The organism is Nocardiopsis camelliae, from assembly GCF_028993595.1.
Taxonomy (GTDB): Bacteria; Actinomycetota; Actinomycetes; order Streptosporangiales; family Streptosporangiaceae; genus Nocardiopsis; species Nocardiopsis dassonvillei.
In genome coordinates this window covers 3,866,937-3,887,553 of the sequence record NZ_CP118614.1, presented here as the reverse complement: position 1 = coordinate 3,887,553, position 20,617 = coordinate 3,866,937, and the positions used below count along the sequence as shown (strand labels likewise).

The 20,617-nt window shown below is 74.2% G+C and carries 16 protein-coding genes; 11 read left to right on the top strand and 5 right to left on the bottom strand.

All coding sequences use genetic code 11. The features are described from left to right. Window positions 1-163: 163 nt before the first annotated feature. A complete protein-coding gene (locus PV789_RS17060) occupies window positions 164-1,570 on the top strand; it encodes a GH1 family beta-glucosidase (RefSeq protein WP_274973560.1) in 1,407 nt (468 codons plus the stop codon). Window positions 1,571-1,838: 268 nt separating this feature from the next. Further along, entirely contained in the window at window positions 1,839-2,417 is a 579-nt protein-coding gene (locus tag PV789_RS17055) for a TetR/AcrR family transcriptional regulator (RefSeq protein WP_368045839.1), read from the top strand. 24 nt (window positions 2,418-2,441) lie between these two features. Here the strand turns inward: PV789_RS17055 and PV789_RS17050 are convergent, their stop codons facing one another. The 3 genes from PV789_RS17050 to PV789_RS17040 all read right to left on the bottom strand — a co-directional run bounded on the left by PV789_RS17050 (window position 2,442) and on the right by PV789_RS17040 (window position 5,771). After that, window positions 2,442-2,615 carry a hypothetical protein gene (locus PV789_RS17050; RefSeq protein WP_017566809.1) on the bottom strand — a complete coding sequence of 58 codons (174 nt, stop codon included), beginning with the start codon at window positions 2,613-2,615 and terminating at the stop codon, window positions 2,442-2,444. Window positions 2,616-2,969: 354 nt separating this feature from the next. Then, window positions 2,970-4,781: a hypothetical protein gene (locus PV789_RS17045; protein ID WP_274973558.1), complete on the bottom strand. Its 1,812-nt coding sequence runs from the start codon at window positions 4,779-4,781 to the stop codon at window positions 2,970-2,972. A 180-nt stretch (window positions 4,782-4,961) separates the two neighbouring features. After that, on the bottom strand, window positions 4,962-5,771 hold the full coding sequence (locus tag PV789_RS17040) for an SDR family NAD(P)-dependent oxidoreductase (protein ID WP_302475360.1): 810 nt from the start codon (window positions 5,769-5,771) through the stop codon (window positions 4,962-4,964). 116 nt (window positions 5,772-5,887) lie between these two features. Between PV789_RS17040 and PV789_RS17035 the strand changes: the two genes are divergently transcribed. Beyond that, window positions 5,888-6,745 carry a helix-turn-helix domain-containing protein gene (locus PV789_RS17035; protein ID WP_274973556.1) on the top strand — a complete coding sequence of 286 codons (858 nt, stop codon included), beginning with the start codon at window positions 5,888-5,890 and terminating at the stop codon, window positions 6,743-6,745. Between the two features lie 1,379 nt (window positions 6,746-8,124). On the opposite strand, the gene PV789_RS17030 is transcribed toward PV789_RS17035, so the two are convergent. After that, window positions 8,125-8,898, bottom strand: a complete 774-nt coding sequence (locus PV789_RS17030) for a nucleotidyltransferase domain-containing protein (protein WP_274973555.1) — start codon at window positions 8,896-8,898, stop codon at window positions 8,125-8,127. A 239-nt stretch (window positions 8,899-9,137) separates the two neighbouring features. On the opposite strand from PV789_RS17030, the gene PV789_RS17025 reads away from it, so the two are divergent. Both PV789_RS17025 and PV789_RS17020 read left to right on the top strand, forming a co-directional pair. After that, window positions 9,138-9,950, top strand: a complete 813-nt coding sequence (locus tag PV789_RS17025; RefSeq protein WP_274973554.1) for an SAM-dependent methyltransferase — start codon at window positions 9,138-9,140, stop codon at window positions 9,948-9,950. 98 nt (window positions 9,951-10,048) lie between these two features. Continuing rightward, window positions 10,049-10,849, top strand: a complete 801-nt coding sequence (locus tag PV789_RS17020) for an SAM-dependent methyltransferase (protein ID WP_274973553.1) — start codon at window positions 10,049-10,051, stop codon at window positions 10,847-10,849. Window positions 10,850-11,012: 163 nt separating this feature from the next. On the opposite strand, the gene PV789_RS17015 is transcribed toward PV789_RS17020, so the two are convergent. After that, complete coding sequence (locus PV789_RS17015; protein ID WP_274973552.1) at window positions 11,013-12,062, bottom strand: glycoside hydrolase family protein; 1,050 nt, start codon at window positions 12,060-12,062, stop codon at window positions 11,013-11,015. Between the two features lie 209 nt (window positions 12,063-12,271). Between PV789_RS17015 and PV789_RS17010 the strand changes: the two genes are divergently transcribed. The 6 genes from PV789_RS17010 (at window position 12,272) to PV789_RS16985 (ending at window position 20,590) form a co-directional block, all read left to right on the top strand. Further along, on the top strand, window positions 12,272-13,345 hold the full coding sequence (locus PV789_RS17010; protein WP_274973551.1) for a LacI family DNA-binding transcriptional regulator: 1,074 nt from the start codon (window positions 12,272-12,274) through the stop codon (window positions 13,343-13,345). Between the two features lie 12 nt (window positions 13,346-13,357). Further along, a complete protein-coding gene (locus tag PV789_RS17005; protein ID WP_274973550.1) occupies window positions 13,358-14,980 on the top strand; it encodes an FAD-dependent oxidoreductase in 1,623 nt (540 codons plus the stop codon). Window positions 14,981-15,113: 133 nt separating this feature from the next. Continuing rightward, window positions 15,114-17,318 carry a hydantoinase/oxoprolinase family protein gene (locus PV789_RS17000; RefSeq protein WP_274973549.1) on the top strand — a complete coding sequence of 735 codons (2,205 nt, stop codon included), beginning with the start codon at window positions 15,114-15,116 and terminating at the stop codon, window positions 17,316-17,318. Then, a complete protein-coding gene (locus tag PV789_RS16995) occupies window positions 17,315-18,220 on the top strand; it encodes a hypothetical protein (protein ID WP_274973548.1) in 906 nt (301 codons plus the stop codon). Before PV789_RS17000 ends, PV789_RS16995 begins: the two co-directional genes overlap by 4 nt. Further along, window positions 18,217-19,560 carry a transporter gene (locus PV789_RS16990; protein WP_274973547.1) on the top strand — a complete coding sequence of 448 codons (1,344 nt, stop codon included), beginning with the start codon at window positions 18,217-18,219 and terminating at the stop codon, window positions 19,558-19,560. The genes PV789_RS16995 and PV789_RS16990 overlap by 4 nt, the downstream gene beginning before the upstream one ends. A gap of 307 nt (window positions 19,561-19,867) precedes the next feature. Continuing rightward, window positions 19,868-20,590, top strand: a complete 723-nt coding sequence (locus tag PV789_RS16985; protein WP_274973546.1) for a FadR/GntR family transcriptional regulator — start codon at window positions 19,868-19,870, stop codon at window positions 20,588-20,590. The last annotated feature ends 27 nt before the right edge of the window (window positions 20,591-20,617 follow it).

Here is a 20,617-nt window from a genome sequence, read left to right as displayed (position 1 = left end):
GACGCCGCTGCGCCGCCGACCGGGCCGGGGCGGGCGGAGGCGGCGGGCGGAGGTAGCGCACCGGCGTTTCGCGTGCTCAGGGTGTTTGTTCGACTACTTAAGGATGATTGGTGTCGGGGGTCGCCTTCTGTACGATTGGGAGCGCTCCCGCGAAAGGAACACCATGGAAGACCCCAGACTGCCCGCCAGCCTCCTCTTCGGCACCGCCACCGCCGCCTACCAGATCGAGGGCGGCGTCCACGAGGGCGGACGGGGCCCCTCCATCTGGGACACCTACTGCCGGACGCCGGGGCGCGTCGCCCGCGGCGAGAGCGGTGACGTCGCCTGCGACCACTACCACCGCTACGGCGAGGACGTCGCCCTGCTCGCCGACCTGGGCGTCGACCTGTACCGCTTCTCCGTGGCCTGGCCGCGCGTCCAGCCCACGGGCAAGGGCCGACCCAACCCGGAGGGGCTGGCCTTCTACGACCGGCTGGTGGACACCGTCCTGGGCGCGGGGATCGAACCCGCCCTGACCCTCTACCACTGGGACCTGCCCCAGGCGCTGGAGGACGAGGGCGGCTGGCGGGTCCGCGACACCGCCTACCGCTTCGCCGAGTACTCCCGCATCGTCGCCGACCGCCTCGGCGACCGGGTCAACCGGTGGATCACCCTCAACGAACCCTTCTGCTCGGCCTTCGTCGGCCACGCCGTCGGCCGCCACGCGCCCGGAACCCGCGAGGGCACGCCCGCCCTGGCCGCCGCGCACCACCTGCTGCTCGCCCACGGCATGGCCACCGGCGAACTGCGCGCGGCCGCCGCCGGGGAGGTCGGCATCACCCTCAACCCGGACCACTTCCTGCCCGCCACCGACTCCGAGGCCGACCGCGCCGCCGTGGAGCGGGCCCGCACCCTGCACAACCGCGTGTGGTTCGACCCCATCTTCGCCGGGGCCTACCCCGACAACGAGGACGAGGTCTGGGAGGGCATGGCCGACGGCTCCTACCGGGCCGAGGGCGACCTGCGCATCATCGGACAGCCGCTGGACTTCGTGGGCGTCAACTTCTACCGGCCCATCATGCTGCGCGACGCCCCCCACAGCGAGGCCGACCCGGCCGCGCGCACCGCCGTGGACATCCGCACCGAGCAGGTGCAGGTCGAGGGGGTGCGGCACACCACCATGGGCTGGCCGGTGGTCCCGTCCACCTTCGCCGACCTGCTCATCGACCTCAACCGGCGCTACCCGAACCTGCCGCCCATCTTCATCACCGAGAACGGCTCGGCCGAGGACGACCAGCCCGACGAGACCGGCCGGGTCCGCGACACCGACCGCATCGAGTACCTGCGCGACCACCTGGACGCCCTGGCCACGGCCATCGACGCGGGGGTGGACGTGCGCGGCTACTTCGTGTGGTCGCTGCTGGACAACTTCGAGTGGGCCTACGGCTACGACCGCCGCTTCGGGCTGGTCCGCGTGGACTACGACCGCCTGGAGCGCCACCCCAAGGACAGCTACCACTGGTACCGCGACTTCCTGACCTCGCACCGCGCCCGCAGGGTCCAGGAACTCGCCACCAGGTGGGAGGGCTAGCCGCCCTCCGGAACCCCCGCGCGGGGGCGGGCCCGTCCCCCGGGGTGAGCCCGCCCCCGCCCGACCCGCCCGCGCGGGGCGGCACCGTGCGAGACCACGTGTCCGACCTCCCCAACGCCGTGTTGGAGAAAGCCCGCCCGGTCCGGCAAGCTGGGGGAGGTCCGGTCGACGAGGGCTGTGGGGACGGATGGCGGAGCAGGGGTCGGGCACGGCGGCGCCGGAGGAGGCGGAGCGGAGCACGAGCGGCAGCCCGCGCGTCGCGCGGCGCATGCTCCAGTTGCAGAACAGCCTGGTCGAGCTGCTGCGCGCCAAGCCCTTCAGCCAGATCACCTACAAGGAGATCACCGAGGGCGTGGACATCGACCGCTCCACCGTCTACCGGTACTACAACCACAAGAACCAGGTGCTCCGGGCCGCCGTGGACGTGCGGCTGACCGCGTTCGCCTCCCGGCTCGACCTCACCTTCGGCCGCATGGAGACCATCGACGGCTACATGGGCCGCGCCGTGGACGCCTGGATGGGGCTGTGGCTGGAGTCGGGCGGGCTGCTCGCCGCCGCCACGGGCCTGGGCTCCGAGCCCGGGCCGCAGCGCGACTGGTGGCGTCGGCGCACCGAACCGTGGGTGGAGGCCGTGCGCGAGGCGCTGGAGATCGCCCGCCTCGTGGAGGAGCTGCCCCAGGACGGCCGCCCCGCCCGCCCGCTCGCCGAGATGGTGGTGGGCCTGTGCCTGTCCACGTTCAACAACGAGCTGACCGCGGCGCACACCGAGGAGCACCGCGCGATGGTACGGGACCTGCTCCTGGACGCGGTGCTGCGCACCATGGGCCGCACGCGGGCCGACCGGTAGCGGGGCTCGGGCCGGGGCCCGGCCTCAGGCGTGCTGTCGGGCGATGGCGCCGAACGCCCCCACGACCGCGCCGAGCGCGAACATCGACGCCTCGTCCTCGTCCATGTGCACCAGGCCTGCGGGCACGAGCACACGGTAGGGCTTGGCCTCTCCCGGCAGGATCTCCAGGCCGTCGATGATCCCCTGTCCCTCCAGCATCAGAAGGGCTTCCTCGACCCTTCCGGTACGGTCACCACGGGACCAGATCGACATAGGTCACACCTCACTACGGCCGGGGCCGGGCAGTCCACTGTTCCCAGGGCCGGAAAACCCGGCCCTGTCGCGCTTCGGTAGTCGGCTCCGGTCTGCGCGGGGGAGTCCAGACCAGTGATACCACCGGGCGGCCCGGGGTATTCCGGCGCACGCTCACACCCGTGCTGGCCGGAACCGGCCACCGCCGCGCGGCGTCCGATCCCACGGCTCCGGGCGGCGTTCGGACCCCCAGGCCCCGGGCGGCTGCCGGGCCGGCCGGCCGGGCGCGGCCGGCCCGGACATCCCCTGGCCCCGGCCGGTTCAGCGGGCGAGCACGGTCATCTCCTCCCCGCGCGCGTCCACGGCGACGAGCCCGACCTCCTCGGCGGGCGGCTCCCCGCCCTCGGGCCCCTCCACGGCGAGGGCCTCGCCGCCCTCCGCGCTGCCGCTGGCGGCGCCCCGCACGCTGATCCGGTCCGCCTCCCGGGAGGCCGCCGCCAGGTAGTGCCACCGCTCGTCCCCGTCCTGCCACCAGGTGCCCGCCGCCACCTGCCGGTCGAGGTTGCTGCACTCCCAGCCGCCCTCGCGCTCGCCCGCGACCACGGTGTCGGTGCCCGCGTCGGTGTCGGCCACCAGCAGGGTGCGGGCCAGGCCGCCGCCGTCGTGGGCCCCGTAGCGCACGCACACCCACCGGCCGGTGCCGCCGCCGGGCAGCTCCTGGCGGGCGAACTCCCAGGCCGTGGCCGTGCGGACCGGTTCGGCGGGAGGCTCCCCGGCGCAGGCCGCCAGCCCCCACAGTCCGAAGCCGCTGTCGGCGTCCAGCACCTCGTGCGGGCCCAGGCGGCGGATCTCACCGGGAGGGGGCGGCATGTACCCCAGGTGGGCGGTGTCCTGACCGCCCAGGTCGATCGCGGTGTAGGGCTGCCCGTGCGCCACCTCCGGCGCGCGCAGGCGCAGCGCCGGTCCCACACCGCACCGCTCGTCGCTCGGCACGGGCCCGGTCACGCCGTCCCCGTGCGCCAGGTCCGTCCAGTCCGGCTCCTGCCCGCCCAGCGGGGCGTAGGCGGCCTCGGTCACCCACGGCGGCAGCAGGTAGCGGGTGCCCTCAGCGGTGTCGGCCAGGCGCAGGGCGGGCCAGTTGGCCACGCCGTTGCCGGGTTCGTCGAACACCTCCACCCGCTCCCGCGATCCGTCGTCGGTGTAGCGCGCCACCCACGGGGCGTCGTGCAGGAGCACCACCTCCTGCCCGTCCACGTCGCCCGCGAACACCAGACGGGGCGCGCGCGGCGCCGGGACCGCGGAGTCGCCCGCGGCCCGCGCCGCGACCCCCGCCGTCCGGCCCCGCACCGGGCCCGCGTCGGCGCCGCCCTCGGCGCTGTGCGCCGACCACGCGCGCAGGGCCCGCTGGACGAGCTGTTCGTCGCCGACCGCGTCGCCCCGCGGGTGCCAGGCGGTCAGGTCCAGCCGGAAGCGTTCGCGCCAGACCTGCCCGTCGGGGGCGTCGGCCAGGGCCACCGGCGCCGGGCCCGGGGACAGCACGGGCGCGACCGTCCTGGCGGTGCCCAGGGACAGCGCGACCAGGGCCAGCCCGGCCAGGACCGCGACGGCGGCCAGCGCGCGCCGCTCCAGGAGCGGGCCCCGGCCGCTGACCCGGACCACCGTGGGGTCGGGGAGCCGGTGTTCGCCCCCCGCCTCCAGGGCCCGCGCCACGGCGCCGGACGCGTCACGCACGCCGACCGAGGAGAGCAGGGCGGCGGCCTCCTCGGCGGACAGGCCCTCCACCCGCAGCAGCCCGTAGGCCGCCCGTTCCCGCGTGTCCAGGCCCTCCAGTCCCTCCAGGAGGCGGGCCTCGCCGCCCGAGCCGTCCACCGGGGACAGGTGCAGCCCCGCCGCGCCGCCTCTGAGGTGCCATCGGCGCGGGCGCAGGGAGCGGCGCAGCACCCGGCGGCGCACCCGCGGGTAGGCCTGGGGGCGCGGGCGGCGCCGCCCGCGCGGCAGGGCTCCGGTGACCAGCCGGTGCGCGTGTTCGAGCAGGCCGTGCGGGGGACGGCTGCCGGACAGGGTCAGGAAGGAGAGAAGGACGAGGTTGCGGTACGGGTGGCGGGGCGGCTCGGACTCGGGCAGGGCGGGCATCGGGACTCCTCGGGACGGTTCCGAGCGAGCCTAGGGAGGCCTGGACCGCCGCACCCGGGAAACGCCGAAAGCCGCCACCTATGCCCCAAAAGTCCCGTGTGACAGGCGTTGCCCCTGTCATCGGCGGGTCGTGCCTGTACGGCCGAGAGCACGCGGCACTGACGGACCAGCCCTGTGGACTCACCACGGGAGGTCCGCCCCCTTCCACGTCGTGAAGGTGCCGGAGGGTCCCTCAGGCCCGAGCCGGGCAACACGCACGATCTCACGAGCGGCGTCCTCGACCGACTCCATGCCCTCGAAGTTGACCAGCGAGGTGTTCGCGAACCCCGGCGAAACGAGGTTGACCTTGACACCGGAGTCCCGGAGCTCGGTCATCATCGCCACCGTCACGGCGTTGAGCGCCGCCTTCGACGCCGCGTAGACCGGCTCGAAGAGCGAGTGGTAGGGGAGAGCCGGGTCGGTGACGCTCGTCAGAGAACCGAGCGCGCTCGTGACGTTGACGATGCGTGCGTCCGCTGACAGGCGAAGCAGCGGGAGCACGGCCTGGTACACCGCCACGGGCCCGAAGACGTTCACCTCCCAGACAGCCCGCACCTCCTCCAGCGGGACCGTGCTCGCCGCCGCCAGGGAGCGCAGTTCGGCCATGTCGACACCCGGTCGAGTGGTGGAGACGGCGGCGTTGTTGACGAGGAGGTCGAGCCGACCGGCCTCCTCGCGGAGCCGCTGGGCCGCCGAGGCGATCGACTCCGGATCCGTCACGTCGAGTTGGAGCGGGGTCGCGCCGGCTCCGATCTCGGCGGCGGCAGCCTTGCCGCGGGCGGCGTCGCGGGATCCGACGAACACGGTCACCCCGTCGGCGGTCAGCTCCTTCGCGACCTGCTTGCCCATACCTTGGTTGGCTCCGGTAACCAGAGCGATTCGATCCGAGGACACGAGGACCTCCCTTGTTCGGGTCGGACATACGGGCCGAGCGCCGGTACCTGTCGGCATGCGTCGCGCTCCCCGGCGACGATCCGTCATCGCCGCCGACCCCGGGTAGGCCGTCTCCATCCTGGGAGTGACAGGACCAGGCAGTCTCCCCGTACGGTCGGATACGATCCGGGGTGATGACAGGACGCGGAGCCGACAGCCAGAATCCGTTGGGCGGGTACCTGCGTGCCCGACGGGAGCTGGTGGCCCCCCGGACGGTCGGCCTTCCCGAGGACTCCCGCCGCCGTGTCCCCGGGCTGCGCCGCGAGGAGGTCGCCCTGCTCGCGGGCATCAGCTCCGACTACTACCTGCGGCTGGAGCAGGGGCGTAACCGCAACCCCTCGGCCCAGGTGCTCGGGTCGATCGCGCGGGTGCTGCAACTGGACGAACCCTCCACCCAGTACCTGCTCGGACTGGGCACCGCCCCGCGGCCCTCGCGTCGTGAACCCCGTCGGGGGGAGACCCTCGCTCCTCGGGTCCTCGACCTTCTGCGCACGGTCGACGCACCGGCGTTCGTCGCCGGGCGTTACGCGGACGTGCTCGCGAGCAACCCTCTGGCACGCGCGCTCTCCCCGGAGCTGAGGCCGGGCGTGAACCTGCTGCGCACGGCCTTCCTCAACACGGACGATCACCTGTACCTCGACCGGCAGGAGATGGTCGCGATGTTCCGCGGGCGCGTGGGAACGGATCTGCGCGATCCGCGAGTCGCACAACTGGTGGAGGAGCTGTCCCTGGCGAGTGAGGCCTTCCGGCGGGCCTGGGCACGTCACGATGTCCGTCCACCCCGCGGCGGCCTCGTCCGCGTCGACCATCCCCGGGTCGGCGCCATGGACCTGAACGTGTCCAAACTCGCCGTCGACGGCACCGACGAGCAAATGCTCGTCATCTACCACCCCGACCGCGCGCATCCGGAGAGCGCGGACCGTCTCAGGCGCCTCGCCTCCCCGGCGGGTCGGACGACGCCTGCCTCACAGGCGCAGGTCGGAGACCGCTGAAGGTCGGATCGGACTTCCCCCTGACCGCGTGCCGACAGTGGAACGGCGATCGTCTCCGGGGCCGACACCGGCCGCACCCGGGCCCGATGTCCACCGTTTTCCGTCCTTTGTGCCGGGAATACCCGCTCCCCGGACCTCTCCGGTCCGCGGCCTTTCCACAGTCGGGGTATTGCGCGGCCGGGGGTCGCCGCGAAAGGGGGAGCGGGGGAGGCGCCGTCCTTTCGGCCATGCCCTCACACGGATGCCGCCGACCGGCCCTGAACCTTCTTGGGACCGTGGTCCGCGCGGGGGAAGGATGCCTACGCCTGTGCACCGGGGTGCCGTTGGGGTTGTCTGCCGGGGGCATGCCGTTGGATGCTGGCGGCACCCACCGGACCGGCGCGGCTGGTCGGGGGGAGCGTGTCGGAGACGGAGCCGACGTTCGCGCTCCAGGGAACCCCGTGGCGGCCTCAGGGCCGTACCCGGGCGCCCCGGGTCCCCGCCAGCCGCGCCAACGAGCCCCGACCTTCCCCTGCGAACCCGAACGGACCACGGCCGACCGGGCCGCGTGCACACCTGCCAGGCGGCCCGGGTCGGCCCCAGGTCCGCGGTGCGTCCGCACGGCGCGAACCCGGGGCCGGTGGGTACTCCCGGGTTTCGGCAACTACGAATCTACATAATAAAGGTAGGGCTTTATCGTATTGTCACTAAGGGGGGACAAGCAGTGACAACGCAAATGAAAACAGTCTTCGGTCTCAGGAAGCAGGAACCGGAAGAAGGCGGCGGGAATCGGGCGCCCTCCGTCTCGCGCGCCTACGGCGCGGCCTCGCTTCGGGGAACCGAACACCGCACGAATTTCCCGGACCGCTGGTTCCCCTTCCCCCCGAGTCCGTAAAATGGATCCGTGCGGGTGCGCCCGTACCGCCGGTGCGGGGCAGCGTGGACGGATGCCCCGCACCGGTCATCAGGATCCGGTCGGGGTTCGGCGTGCCGTGGTCCGGTGGTCGGCCGACGTGGCGGAACAGGCGGCTGCGGGGGGACGGTCTGACGGGTGCGGCCGTGGGGACGCACCCGTCACCGAGCCGGGTCGTGCTGCCCTAGCGGGTCTTGATCACGGCCGCGATGAGCCCGGTGGCGAGCATCATCGTCAGGCCCACGATCATGAGGACGAAGGCGATGGTTCCGACCATGGTGTTTCCTTAGTGTTCGTCGTTCCCGGGCGCGGTGCGCGGCGTCCGCCGTGCGGGTGGCGCCCGGAGGAGCCGGGAGCGGCGCCTACCTCTTCGGGGGTTCACCCTATCCCGGTCCCGCGCTGGTCCTGCGTCGGGTGGCCGCTGTGACCAGCGTGGTCGTGGCCACGGTCGCGGCGGCGGCGCGTGGAGGAGGGGTCGCGGGGCGGGTCAGCGTCGGGCCCAGGCCCGTTGGTAGGTGCTGACCAGCCAGCGGTCGGCCCAGGCGTGGTCGGGTTCGGCGGGCAGGTCGCAGGTCCGGCACAGCCCGGCCAGGCGCTCTTCGAGTTCGCGTGCCCGGTCCAGGGCGTCGGCGCGGCTGTGCTCGCCGCGGCGCAGTGCGAGCAGCCAGGTGCGTTCGGGTTCGGGCATGGGCAGGGTGATGCGGCCGGTCTCCATCAGTTCCACGCCCTGCACGCCCAGGCGGACCATGTGGTAGGCGAACTTGGTGTCGAAGCCGTGTCGTTCGACGAGTTCGGGGCGGTTGGTGTGTTTGCCGCCGCGGGTTCCCTCCATGCGGTCGCGTTGGGCGCGCAGGTAGCCCAGGAAGCGTTCGCCCGCCCGGCGGGAGAGGAAGCGTGCGGCGTTGGCGCGCAGGTCGTGTCCGGTGGGGGTGATGGCGACGATCTGGTTCGGGGGGACGAAGAGGGGGAGCAGGACGGTGGGGTTGCCGTCCAGGGCCAGGCGGGTCCACTTGCGCAGGGAGTAGACGGTCAGGTCCAGGTCGCCGGGGCCGGAGCGGGTGTGTTCGGGGCGGGTGTGGTGGATGTACTGCTCGAAGGGGCGCAGGCCGATGACGTGTTCGGGGGGTTCGACGCAGACGCCCATCTCGTCGCGGTCGGCCTGGCCGGGCAGGGCGAGGCCGTGGGCCTCGGAACCCACCTGGCACCGCAGGACGGTTCCCTCGTGTGCGATCCGCGCGAACTCGGGGCTGGAGTGCTTCACCCGCGGCTCCCTTCTGCCGGGTGTGGGGTGCTGGGTGCGCTGGTCGGGGCGCTGCCGGGCACGGTATCGGCCGCGGGGCCGGGGGCACGAGTGTTTTTCGGTGGTGTGGGGGGTGGGCGGGCCGGTGTTCCGGTGGCCGGGGGGACACTCCCCGGGGAGCTTGCCGGTGGGCTCCGAGAGCCCTTTACTTGTCCGGGTACGCCCCTTTTCTCCCCAGAACGAGCGTAGAAGGCAGGCCCGTGCCCCCTGAGAACCCTGAGGTTTCCGCCCCCCGGATCGACACCTCCGTCCCCCACAACGCCCGGATCTGGAACTACTGGCTGGGCGGCAAGGACAACTACCCGGTGGACCGGGAGATGGGCGAGCAGATCCGCTCCTTCTTCCCCGAGATCGTGGACAACGCGGTCGCCGACCGGGGCTTCCTCGTGCGCGCCGTGACCCACCTGGCGCGCGAGGAGGGCGTCCGGCAGTTCCTGGACATCGGCACCGGTCTGCCCACCCACAACAACACCCACGAGGTCGCGCAGTCGGTGGCGCCCGAGTCCAGGGTGGTCTACGTCGACAACGACCCCCTGGTGCTCACCCACGCCCGCGCCCTTCTCACCGGCAGCGGCCGGGGGGCCACCGACTACGTCGACGCCGACCTGCGCGACCCCGGGGCCATCCTGCGGGAGGCCTCCCGCACCCTGGACCTGGAGCGGCCGGTGGCGCTGATGCTGCTGGGCGTGGTCAACTTCGTCGCCGACGACGCCGAGGTCCGCGCGATCATGGACCGGCTCCTGGAGGCGCTGGCCCCGGGCAGCTTCCTGGTCCTGTCCCACCCCACCGACGACATCGACCGCGAACGCGCCCACCAGGTGGCTGCGGCCTGGAACGAGCGCGGCACCCCCAAGCTGACCATCCGCACGGCCGAGCAGATCAGCGCGCTCTTCGACGGGCTGGAACTGCTGGAGCCGGGCGTGGTCTCCTGCTCCCTGTGGCGTCCGGCCCCCGCCGAGGTGGGCGGGGCGCGCCCGGTGGCCGAGTACTGCGGCGTGGCCCGCAAGGCCTGATCCCCGCGGGGGCGGGCCGCGGCCGCGCGTCCGTGACCGAGGACGGGGCCCGGACGACTCCGGGCCCGGCAAGTGACGAGCAGTGAAAGCAGAGACCGATGAGCGTTGAGCGACCGGTGATCGACACGACGGTGCCGCACTCGGCACGGGTGTGGAACTACTGGCTGGGCGGCAAGGACAACTACCCCGTCGACCGTGAGGCGGGCGACCAGTTCCTGGAGGCCTTCCCCGGCATCGCGCGGATGGCGCGCGCCTCGCGGGCCTTCCAGGAGCGGGCCGTGCGCCACCTGGCGGGCGAGGTGGGCATCCGCCAGTTCCTGGACGTGGGCACCGGTCTGCCCACGGCCAACAACACCCACGAGGTGGCGCAGGCGGTGGCGCCCGAGTCCAGGGTGGTCTACATCGACAACGACCCGCTGGTGCTCACCCACGCGCGGGCGCTGCTGACCAGCACCCCCGAGGGGCGCACGCAGTACCTGCACGCCGACCTGTACGAGCCAGAGGCGATCCTGGAGCAGGCGTCGGAGCTGCTGGACCTGGACCAGCCGGTGTCGTTGATGCTGCTGGGGATCCTGGGGCACGTGCAGGAGTACGAGGAGGCCGTCTCCATCGTGCGGCGCCTGCTGGCGGGCCTGCCCCCGGGCAGCTACCTGACGGTGAGCGAGGGCAGCAACGTCCACAGCCAGGAGAACGTGACGGCCCAGGACGAGTACAACGAGAGCGGCGCGGTGCCCTACAACCCGCGCAGCCCCGAGCAGATCGGCGGCTACCTGGAGGGCCTGGAACTGGTCGAGCCGGGCCTGGTCTCGGTCACGCGCTGGCGTCCTCAGGTGCGGGGGCAGGGCGTGGGGCTTCCGGCCGAGGTCGACCAGTACGGCGGTGTCGGCCGCAAGGTCTGACCCCGCCGGGAGGGGCCCGGCGCCCGCCCGTGGGCAGGGCGCGGGGGCGCCGCGCCGGGGCGGTGCCGCCGGGGCGGCCGTGGTCCCCGCGCGGTGCGCGCCCCGCCGCGGTCGGCCGGTGGCCACAGTCCCCGCCGCGCCGGGGCGCAGTCCCCGCGGTGCCTCAGTCGGCGCGGGCGATGGCGATGGTCGCCCCGAGCCGGTGCCCGGCCTCGTAGAACATGTACTGCACGCCCCCGTCGGAGCCGAAGGAGGGCGCCGCGCTGCGGCCCGAGTCCGGCGGTCCGGCCATGGGGGTGTGCACCGTGCCCAGGTGGCGGCGCAGGCCGAAGTCGCGCCCCACCTCGGTCAGGCGGATGTCGCCCAGGTCGGTGTGGTAGGCGACGTAGGTGCTGTCGCCGCGTTCGACCACGTGCGGGCCCGACAGGTTCGACACCCCCACGTCGGCGTGGTCCACGAGCGGGCCGGGGTCGAAGTCGAAGGTGATCCCGTCCGCCGACCACCCCCATCCGATGGAGCGGTGGTCGCTGGTGTCGTTGCGCATGAAGACCATGACGTAGCGCGCGCCCCGGTCGGGCAGGCGGTACTCGAAGACGCGCGCGTAGGAGGCCTCGGTGGTGCCCGGCACCATGGCCGTGGTCAGCACCTCGCCCTCGTAGGCGAAGTCGATGCCGTCGCGTGAGCGGGCCAGCCGCGTGGTGGTGTTCTCCCCGTGGAAGTACAGCCACATCTCGCGGTGTTCGGAGTTCCACATCACGTGCGGTGAGGAGACGTGGCTGACGTCGTAGTGGGGGTCCCACACGTTGGCCACGACGGGGTTGTGCGGGTACTCGGTGAAGGGCCCGTCGGGGCTGTCGGCGTAGGCCAGGCAGATGCCGCCGGGCCTCTCGTGCGGTGCGTAGTAGAGCAGGAAGCGGCCGGGCGCGTCGGCCAGGCGGCCAACGGTTCCGCGCAGGCACGGGAAGATCAGCTCCCCGGTCGGGTTGTAGCCGAGTTCGGCGGTGTCGAGCGCCTCGCGCAGGAACCGGTAGGCGGGCAGGACGCCTGCCGCCGCGGCGCCGTTGGCGGTGGTGGCCGGGGCGGCGGTCGCGGACGCGGGCGTCAGCAGTCCCGGGGCCAGGAGGGCGCCCGCCGCGGCGGCTCCGGCGCCCCGCAGGACCGTGCGGCGGCCGGGGGCGGCGGGGGAGCGGCGGGGGTGCGCGTCGTCGGACATGACGGTTCCCTTCCGGAGCGGGTCGGGGGGAGGCTCCGAGGCCCAGAGTCTTCACCAGCGATGATGCGCCGGTCAAGGTTCTAATACGTATTAACGAAAGATCCTGCCTGCGGGTGGAAATCCGCCCGTCATCCCCTTGACATCTGCCGTGGCGCGGCTCACAGTCGTCAACTAATGCGCATTAACACGGCACGCAAGAGGAGAAACAGGTGACGCACGTCAGGAGGGCGGGGCCGCGGCGCCCCCGCCAGTCCGACATCGCGCGGGCGGCGGGGGTCTCCCAGGCCACGGTCTCGCTGGTGCTGCGGGGCACCCCCACCGGGATGTCCCTGGCCCGCGAGACCCGCCAGCGGGTGCTCGACGCCGCCGAGGAGCTGGGCTACGTTCCCGACCCGGTCGCCACCCGGCTGGCCTCGGCCAGCAACGCGATGCTGGGGCTGTACACCTTCAGCGCCACCTTCCCCACCGACGTGGCGCACTCCTACTACCCGGTCCTGGTCGGGGTGGAGGAGGAGGCCGCGGCCCAGGGGCAGGACCTGATCCTGTTCACCGGGTCGGCGCGGGCCGCCGCCAGCGCCGACGACCCGGCCGCGGTGCGGCGGGTGCGGGTGGCCGACGGCTGCCTGTTCTTCGGCCGCCACGTGCCCGACGAGCCCATCCGGCGCCTGGCCGAGGACGGCTTCCCGTTCGTCTACATCGGCCGCCGCGACGAGCCCGGCGTGCCCTACGTGGGCGCCGACTACGTCTCGGCCTCGGCGCAGGTGGTGGCGCGCCTGGCCGGTCTGGGCCACCGCGAACTGCGCTACCTGCGCGAGCACGACCAGGCCCCGGCCTCGACCGACCGCGAGCGGGGCGTGCTGCGCGGCGCCCGCGCGGCCGGGATCGACACCGCGCGCCTGGTGGTGCGCACCGACGGCTCGGACCTGGACGAGCTGCTGGGGCGCTGGTTGGAGGAGGGCGTGACCGCCGTCGTGGTCGAGCAGACCGACACCGGCGCCGCACTGGACGGCCTGGCCGCCGCCGTGGACCGGGCCGGTCTGCGCTGTCCCGGCGACCTCTCCCTGGCCCTGCTGGGCGCGCCGACCGGGAACCGGGGCCGCGCCCCGGGCGGCGGCGCGGCCTACGGCGGCTTCGACGCGCCCCTGCGCGCGATGGGCCGCGACGCGGTCCGCCTGCTGCTGGAACTGATCGCGGGCGCCCACGGGGAGACCCCCCGGCGCCTGCTGCCCTGCGAGCCGGTGGAGGGCGGCACCCTCGCCGCGCCCCGGACACGACACACCTGAGAAAGGCTCCAGATGAGCGAGACCAGCACGGAGATCCTCGTCGTCGGCGGGGGACTGGGCGGTGTGGCCGCGGCCCTGGCCGCCGCCGACTCCGGCCGCCGCGTGGTGCTGACCGAGGAGACCGACTGGATCGGCGGGCAGCTCACCGCGCAGGCGGTGCCGCCCGACGAGAACCCGTGGATCGAGCGCTTCGGCTCCACCGCCTCCTACCGGCGCCTGCGCGAGGGCATCCGCGACCACTACCGGCGCGCCTACCCGCTGCGGGCCGAGGCCGCCTCCTCGCTCACCCTCAACCCCGGCGCGGGCCGGGTCAGCAAGCTGTGCCACGAGCCCCGCGTGGCCCTGGCGGTGCTGGAGGAGATGGTGGGCCCGCACCGCGCGGCCGGTCGCCTGACCGTCCTGCTGCGCCACCGGCCGGTGGCCGCCCACACCGACGGCGACCGGGTGAGCGCGGTGGAGCTGGAGGACGAGCGGGGGCGCCGCCGCACGGTGAGCGCCGCCTACGTCCTGGACGCCACCGAGAACGGCGACCTGCTGCCGATGGCGGGCCTGGACCACGTCACCGGCGCCGAGGCGCGCTCCGAGCACGGCGAGCCGCACGCGCCCGAGACGGCCGACCCGACCAACCTCCAGGGCATCACCTACTGCTTCGCCATGTCGCACCACGACGGCGAGGACCACACCATCGAGCGCCCGGCGATGTACGACTTCTGGCGCTCCTACACGCCCGAGTTCTGGCCGGGGCCGCTGCTGGGCTTCTCGGCCCCCGACCCGCGCACGCTGGAGCCGGTGGCGCGCACGTTCGTGCCCAACCCCGACACCGACCCGCTGGCGGTGGCCGCCGACCAGAGCGCGGACGCGGGTGACAAGGAGCTGTGGGGTTTCCGGCGCATCCTGGCCCGGCGCATGCACCTGCCCGGCGCCTTCGACTCCGACATCACCCTGGCCAACTGGCCGCTCAACGACTACTGGCTCAAGCCCGCCCTGGAGATCGAGGGGCTGGTGGACGCGCAGACGGTCCGCGAGGCCCACGAGGAGGCCCGCCAGTTGTCGCTGTCGGTGCTGTACTGGCTCCAGACCGAGGCGCCCCGCGCCGACGGCGGCACCGGCTTCCCCGGGCTCAGGCCGCGGCCCGACGTGACCGGCACGCAGACGGGCCTGGCCAAGGCCGCCTACGTGCGCGAGTCCCGGCGCATCAGGGCGGTCACCACCGTCACCGAGCACGACGTGTCCCTGGACCTGCTGGGCCCGCACGGCATCGTGCGCCGACACGACTCGGTGGGCGTGGGCAGCTACCGCATCGACCTGCACCCCTCCACGGGCGGCGACAACTACGTGGACGTGGCCAGCGTCCCGTTCGAGATCCCGCTGGGGGCCCTGCTGCCCGAGCGGGAGACCAACCTGCTGCCCGCCGCCAAGAACGTCGGCACCACCCACATCACCAACGGCTGCTTCCGGCTGCACCCGGTGGAGTGGAACATCGGCGAGGCCGCCGGGCGGCTGGCCGCCTTCGCCCTGGAGCACGGCACCACGCCGCACGCCGTGCGCGCCAAGGACGAGCTGCTGGAGGCCTTCACCGCCGTGCTGGACCGCACCGGCGTCGAGCGCCACTGGCCCGACGTGCGCGGCTACTGACCCCTCCCGCACCCGGGGGCGGACGCCGTGCTCCTTCGGGCCTCCGCTTCGGCCCGTGTTCGGGCGCCCGCCCCCGACCCGCACCCTCGCAGTCCCACTCCCCACCGCCCGACTCCCCACAGAAGGGGTGACCATGAGCGACGCGACCCCGATCCCGTCCCCGGGCCCCGGTTCCGGCCCCGGTCCCGTGCGCATCGGCATCGACGTCGGCGGGACCTTCACCGACGCCGTGGCCGTCAGCGCCACCACCTACGCCCTGCTGGGCCAGGTCAAGGTGCCCACCAGCCACGACCACGCCGACGGGGTGGCCCACGGCATCATGACCGCGCTGGAACGCCTGCTCGGCGACATCGGCGTGCGCGCCGAGGACGTGGGCTTCCTCGCCCACGGCACCACCCAGGCCACCAACGCCCTGCTGGAGGGCGACGTGGCCACCATCGGCATCGTCGGCGTCGGCAGCGGCTACGACGCCTTCGCCACCCGCAGGCTGCGCTCCCTGGGCAAGCTGAGACTGGACTCGGGCCACCCGCTGCCCGTGCGCTACGCCGCGCTGCGCGAACCCGACCGGGAGGGCGCGGCCCTGGCCAGCGTGGACCAGGTGGTCGCCGAGGGCGCCGAGGTCGTCGTCGCCGTCGAACCCTTCAGCGTGGACGACCCGCGCGGCGAGCTGGCCGTGCTGGAGGCCGCCCGCGCCCGGGGCGTCCCCGTCACCGCCACCCACGAGATCACCCAGCTCTACGGCCTGGGCAAACGCGCCCGCACCGCCGCGCTCAACGCCGGGGTCATGCCCCGCATGCTCCAGACCGCCGACCTGGTCGAGCGCAGCATCCACAAGGCCGGGGTCACCGCCCCGCTCATGGTCATGCGCTGCGACGGCGGCGTGATGTCGCTGCCCGAGATGCGCCACCGGCCGCTGCTCACCGTGCTCTCCGGGCCCGCCGCGGGCGTGGCGGGCGCCCTGATGGGCGAGAAGGTCAGCGAGGGCGTGTTCCTGGAGACCGGCGGCACCTCCACCGACATCAGCGTCATCCGGCGCGGGCGGGTGCAGATCCGCCACGCCCGCCTGGGCGGCAGGGAGACCTACCTGTCGGCGCTGGACGTGCGCACCGTCGGCATCGGCGGCGGCTCCCTGGTCCGGGTCGGCGGGGGCGAGGGCCCCGGCCGGGCGAGCCTGACCGAAGTGGGACCGCGCAGCGCCCACATCGCCGGGCTGCCCTACGCCTGCTTCGCCGACCCGGCCGAGCTGGAGGGCGCCCGCCTGGTGCGGATCAGCCCCATGGCCTCCGACCCGGGCGACCACGCCGTCCTGGAGGGCGGCGGGCGGCGCTTCGCCCTGACCGTGACCTGCGCCGCCAACGCCGCCGGGCTCGTCCCCGAGGGCGACTACGCCCGCGCCGACGCCCGTGCGGCCCGCGCCGCCCTCGCCCCGCTGGCCGAGGCCCTGGGCGTGGAGGTGGAGGAGGCCGCCCGCGCGGTGCTGCACAAGGCCACCGAGCGCGTGGCCGCGGTCGTGGACGAGATGGTGGGCGACTACGGCCTGGACCGGCAGGTGTGCGCCCTGGTCGGCGGGGGCGGCGGCGCGGCCACCGTCACCCCCTACCTGGGCCGGCGCACCGGGCTGGACGCGCGTATCGCCGCGCACAGCGAGGTCATCAGCCCCCTGGGCGTGGCGCTGGCGCTGGTGCGCGAGTCGGTGGAGCGCATCATCCCCGGCGCGACCCACGCCGACGTGCTCGCGGTGCGCGCCGAGGCCGAGCAGGCGGTGCTGCGCCAGGGCGCGGACCCGGCGGGGATCGAGGTGGACGTCACCGTGGACCCCCAGCGCAACCTGGTGGCGGCCGTGGCCACGGGCGCCACCGAACTGCGCACCAAGGACCGCACCGCCGCCGCCGACGCCGAGGCCGGGGCGCGGGCCGCCGCGGCGGCCAGTCTGGGGGCCCGACCGGCCGAACTGACCGAGTACGCGGCCAACGGCCAGTACCGGGTGTTCGGGCTGGTGCGCAGGCCCGGCGGGCCGCTGGGGCGCTTCGCCCGCGAACGCACCCACGTCCGCGTGGTGGACGCCGAAGGGGTGGTGCGCCTGCACAGCGCCGACGCCCTGGTGGACACGCTGGTGGCCGCCGAGGCCGAGGGGCGGCTCAAGGACCTGGTGGCCGAGCGCACCGCCTACGGCGACGGCGGGGCGCTGCCCCCGGCGGTGTGGTTGCTGCTGGGCCCCAAGTTCGCCGACCTGTCGGGGGTGCTGGACCCGGGGCACCTGGTCGCGCTGGCCTCGGCGGAGATCGCCCGCCGCGCCCCCGACGAGACGGTCGTCGCGGTCATGGAGAAGCGGCGGTGAGCGCGCACACGCCGCCGCGCGCGGCCCACGAACCGCGTTCCTTCGGGTCTGGCCCACCGGAATGCCCCGGCAGCGCCGAGCACGCGTCCCGGCGCGAGGCGCCGGGGCGCGCGGGCCGACCGAAGCCCCCGTGGCACACGGAGCGCCCGGACCGGCGGGAGACGGGGGAACGGGCGCAGGCGCCCGGCGGGCACGGCAGCGGCGTAGCCCCCGGGCTGGCCGAGGAGTACGCGCGCATCGGCGCCGCCTCCGACGAGGAGCTGGCCGCCGACCTGCTCGCGCTGACCGCCACCCACGAGGGCCGCGACCGCGACCTGCTGCTGTCCTGGGCCGCCACGGCGCTGCGCTTCGGTGAGCGCATGGCCGAGGAGGACGCCGCCAGCGCCGGAGCGGACGTGGACACCGGGGGCACGGAAGCGGTGGAGGACGCCGGGAACGCCGTGCGTGTGGAGGAGCGGGCCGTCGGCGGGCTGCGTCCGGGCGAGGTCCTGCTCGCCGAGTACCTGCACCGCGCCTGCGGCGACCGGGTGGTCGTCTACGCCGACGCCCTCGACCACGCCCACCGCGTGGCCCGCGACGCCGGGTGGGGGCGCGACCTCACCCGCGCGGCCCTGCGCGAGACCGCGCTGGCCCACGAGCACGCCCACCGGATGCTGCACGAGGGGCGGGGCCGCGCGCTGCGGCGCGAACTCGACCACGTCCTGGTGCGCCTGGGGCCGCTGCGCCTGCGCGGACACGTGGTCGGCGCCGACGAGATCGCCGCGCACGCCTACGCCCGCCGCCGCGCGGGACTGGGCCGCAGTCCGATCGCGCTCACCGCGGCCATCGCCGCCACCCTTGCCCACCGGGGTACGGGCCACGACCGGCCCGCCCCGCGAACCTCCCCCGGAGAACGCCCGTGACCGCCTTCGCAATCCTCCTCGCCATGGCGGTGGGCGTCGGCCTGATGCTGACGCGCCGCCTGCCCACCGCCTTCGCCCTGGTCCTGCTCTCCGTCGCGATCGCGCTCATCGCGGGCGCGCCCCTGACGGGGGAGGAGGGCAGCGTCACCGGGACGGTCATCCAGGAGGGCGCGCCGCGCCTGGCCGCGACCATGATCGCCATCCTCCTGGGCAGCTGGCTGGGCACGCTGATGTCCGAGGCGGGGATCGCCTCCACTCTGGTGCGCAAGATCGTGGAGTTCGGCGGTGAACGCCCCTCGCTGGTCGCGGTCGGCGTCTTCGTCGTCGCGATCCTGTGCGGCAGCATCACCGGTTCGGCGCCCGCGGCCATGCTCGCCGGTGTGGTGGGCATCCCCGCGATGATCGCGGTGGGGGTCACCCCCACCGTCGCGGCCGGGACCGTGCTGGTGGGCATCGCCGCCGGACTGCCCCTGGAGCTGATCAACTGGCAGTTCCTGTCCGACGCCATCGGGGTGCCGGTCTCCACCGTCCAGCACTTCCAGCTGCGCCTGTTCCCGATCGCGCTGGCGGGCGGGCTGGCCTACATCCTCATCGAGATGCGCCGCAAGGGAGCCCGGCACACCTGGGCGGTGCGGGTCCCGGCCGGGGCCGGGGGCAGCGGTTCCGGGGGCGCCGGGACGAGGCCGCCGAGCCGCCGTCAGCGGGCCGCCGAGCGGCGCAGGCGCCGCGGGGACGCGCCCTGGTACGCGCTGGTCACACCGCTGGTGCCGATCGTGCTGGCGCTGGGGCTGCACGTGCCCATCGTGCCCTCGCTGCTGGCCGGTGTGGTCTTCGCGCTGTTGACGGCCGTGCCGTGGCGGGAGATGTCCTCCACCGCGCTGCGCACGCTCTACCGGGCCTTCGACGTGGCCGCGCCGCCCATCGTGCTGTTCATCGCGATCGGCATGCTGCTGGCGGCGGTGAACCTGCCCGGGGCCGTCTCGGCGCTCACGCCGGTGGTGACCGCGATCAGCCCCGGCAGCCCGTGGCTGTTCGTGCTGGTCTTCGCCGTGCTGGTGCCGCTGGCCCTGTACCGGGGGCCGATGAACATCTTCGGCCTGGGCGCGGGTGTGGCCGGTGTGCTCATCTCCGGCGGCATCTACCCGGCTCCGGCGGTGCTGGGGCTGATGGCCTCCTACGGCCAGGTGCTGGGGGTGTCGGACCCCACCAGCACGCAGACGGTGTGGAGCGCGCAGTACGCGGGGGTGCGCCCGGAGCGGTCGATGCTCTCGACGCTGCCCTACACGTGGGTGATCGCCGTCGCCGGTCTGGTGCTGACGGTGTTCCTGTACCTGGTGTGAGGTCGGTGGGGCCGGGCGCGAGCCGGGCCCGAGGGGGCGGCGGGGGGTCCTTCGGGGCTCCCCGCCGCGGTGTGTGCGGGGCTCGTCCAGGGCGGCACCGGGGGTGTGGACACCCGTGGCGGGGGAGGCGTCCCGGCCCCGGATCCGGGCGGGCGCCGGCCCTTCGCGGTGGTACGGCATCGGCCCTTCGGGGCGGTACGACACCGGGCCTTCACACGGCGGAAATATTGGCCTTACCAATCCATTGACGCCCGCGACCTGCGACTTGTACGCTTCCTCACATTGGTCAGGCCAATCAGGAGGTGCGGTGGACACGAACTTCGACGCCCTGGTCGAGGCGCTGGCGCCGGAGGCGAAGGCCGCCGGCACCGAGTCGCGCCTGATGACGGAACGGGAGCTGGCCGAACGGCTGGGCACGAGCCGGGCCACCGTCCGGGAGAACCTCGGCAGCCTGGAGATGCTCGGCATGGTGCGCCGCACCCAGGGGGCGGGGACGTTCTTCACCAAGCCCGACGCCTCCTTCGTCCAGTTCCTGTTCGGCCTCATGTCCAAGTTCGGCCACATCGACGACGACAGCGTCGAACGCGCCCGGGAGATGATGGAGGTCGCCGTGGTCCAGGAGGCCGCCGACCGCGCCGACGAGGAGGACGTGCGCGTGCTGCGCGGCCACGTCGAGGACATGGTCCGGGCCACCGCCGCGGGCGACGCCGAGGCCGGGCACGAGGCCGACTACGCCTTCCACAAGAAGCTGTTCCAGATCGCCGACAACCCGGTGATCGAGTTCTTCGTCGACGGCATGAGCCTGGCGCTCAAGGACGTCCTCGCCCACAAGCGGGCCCTGGCCCTGGACATCGAGGCCCGCGCCGCCGAAGGCGACCCCGGGGGGCCCCGCAGGACGGACACCGTCCACACGCCCATCGTCGACGCCGTCGAGGCGCACGACCGCAGCGCCGCCGCGGCCGCGATGGTGGAGCACTTCACCCTGTGGCGCCGCATCACCGAGGGAGCCGCGCCCGCCGACGGGCGCTAGCCGGACACCGCCCGGCCCGAGACACCC

Coding starts and splice junctions, on each gene's coding strand:
- PV789_RS17060 (WP_274973560.1), top strand. CDS start 164: ATGGAAGACCCCAGACTGCCCGCCAGCCTCCTCTTCGGCACCGCCACC.
- PV789_RS17055 (WP_368045839.1), top strand. CDS start 1,839: ATGCTCCAGTTGCAGAACAGCCTGGTCGAGCTGCTGCGCGCCAAGCCC.
- PV789_RS17050 (WP_017566809.1), bottom strand. CDS start 2,615: ATGCTGGAGGGACAGGGGATCATCGACGGCCTGGAGATCCTGCCGGGA.
- PV789_RS17045 (WP_274973558.1), bottom strand. CDS start 4,781: ATGCCCGCCCTGCCCGAGTCCGAGCCGCCCCGCCACCCGTACCGCAAC.
- PV789_RS17040 (WP_302475360.1), bottom strand. CDS start 5,771: ATGCCGACAGGTACCGGCGCTCGGCCCGTATGTCCGACCCGAACAAGG.
- PV789_RS17035 (WP_274973556.1), top strand. CDS start 5,888: ATGACAGGACGCGGAGCCGACAGCCAGAATCCGTTGGGCGGGTACCTG.
- PV789_RS17020 (WP_274973553.1), top strand. CDS start 10,049: ATGAGCGTTGAGCGACCGGTGATCGACACGACGGTGCCGCACTCGGCA.
- PV789_RS17015 (WP_274973552.1), bottom strand. CDS start 12,062: ATGTCCGACGACGCGCACCCCCGCCGCTCCCCCGCCGCCCCCGGCCGC.
- PV789_RS17005 (WP_274973550.1), top strand. CDS start 13,358: ATGAGCGAGACCAGCACGGAGATCCTCGTCGTCGGCGGGGGACTGGGC.
- PV789_RS17000 (WP_274973549.1), top strand. CDS start 15,114: ATGAGCGACGCGACCCCGATCCCGTCCCCGGGCCCCGGTTCCGGCCCC.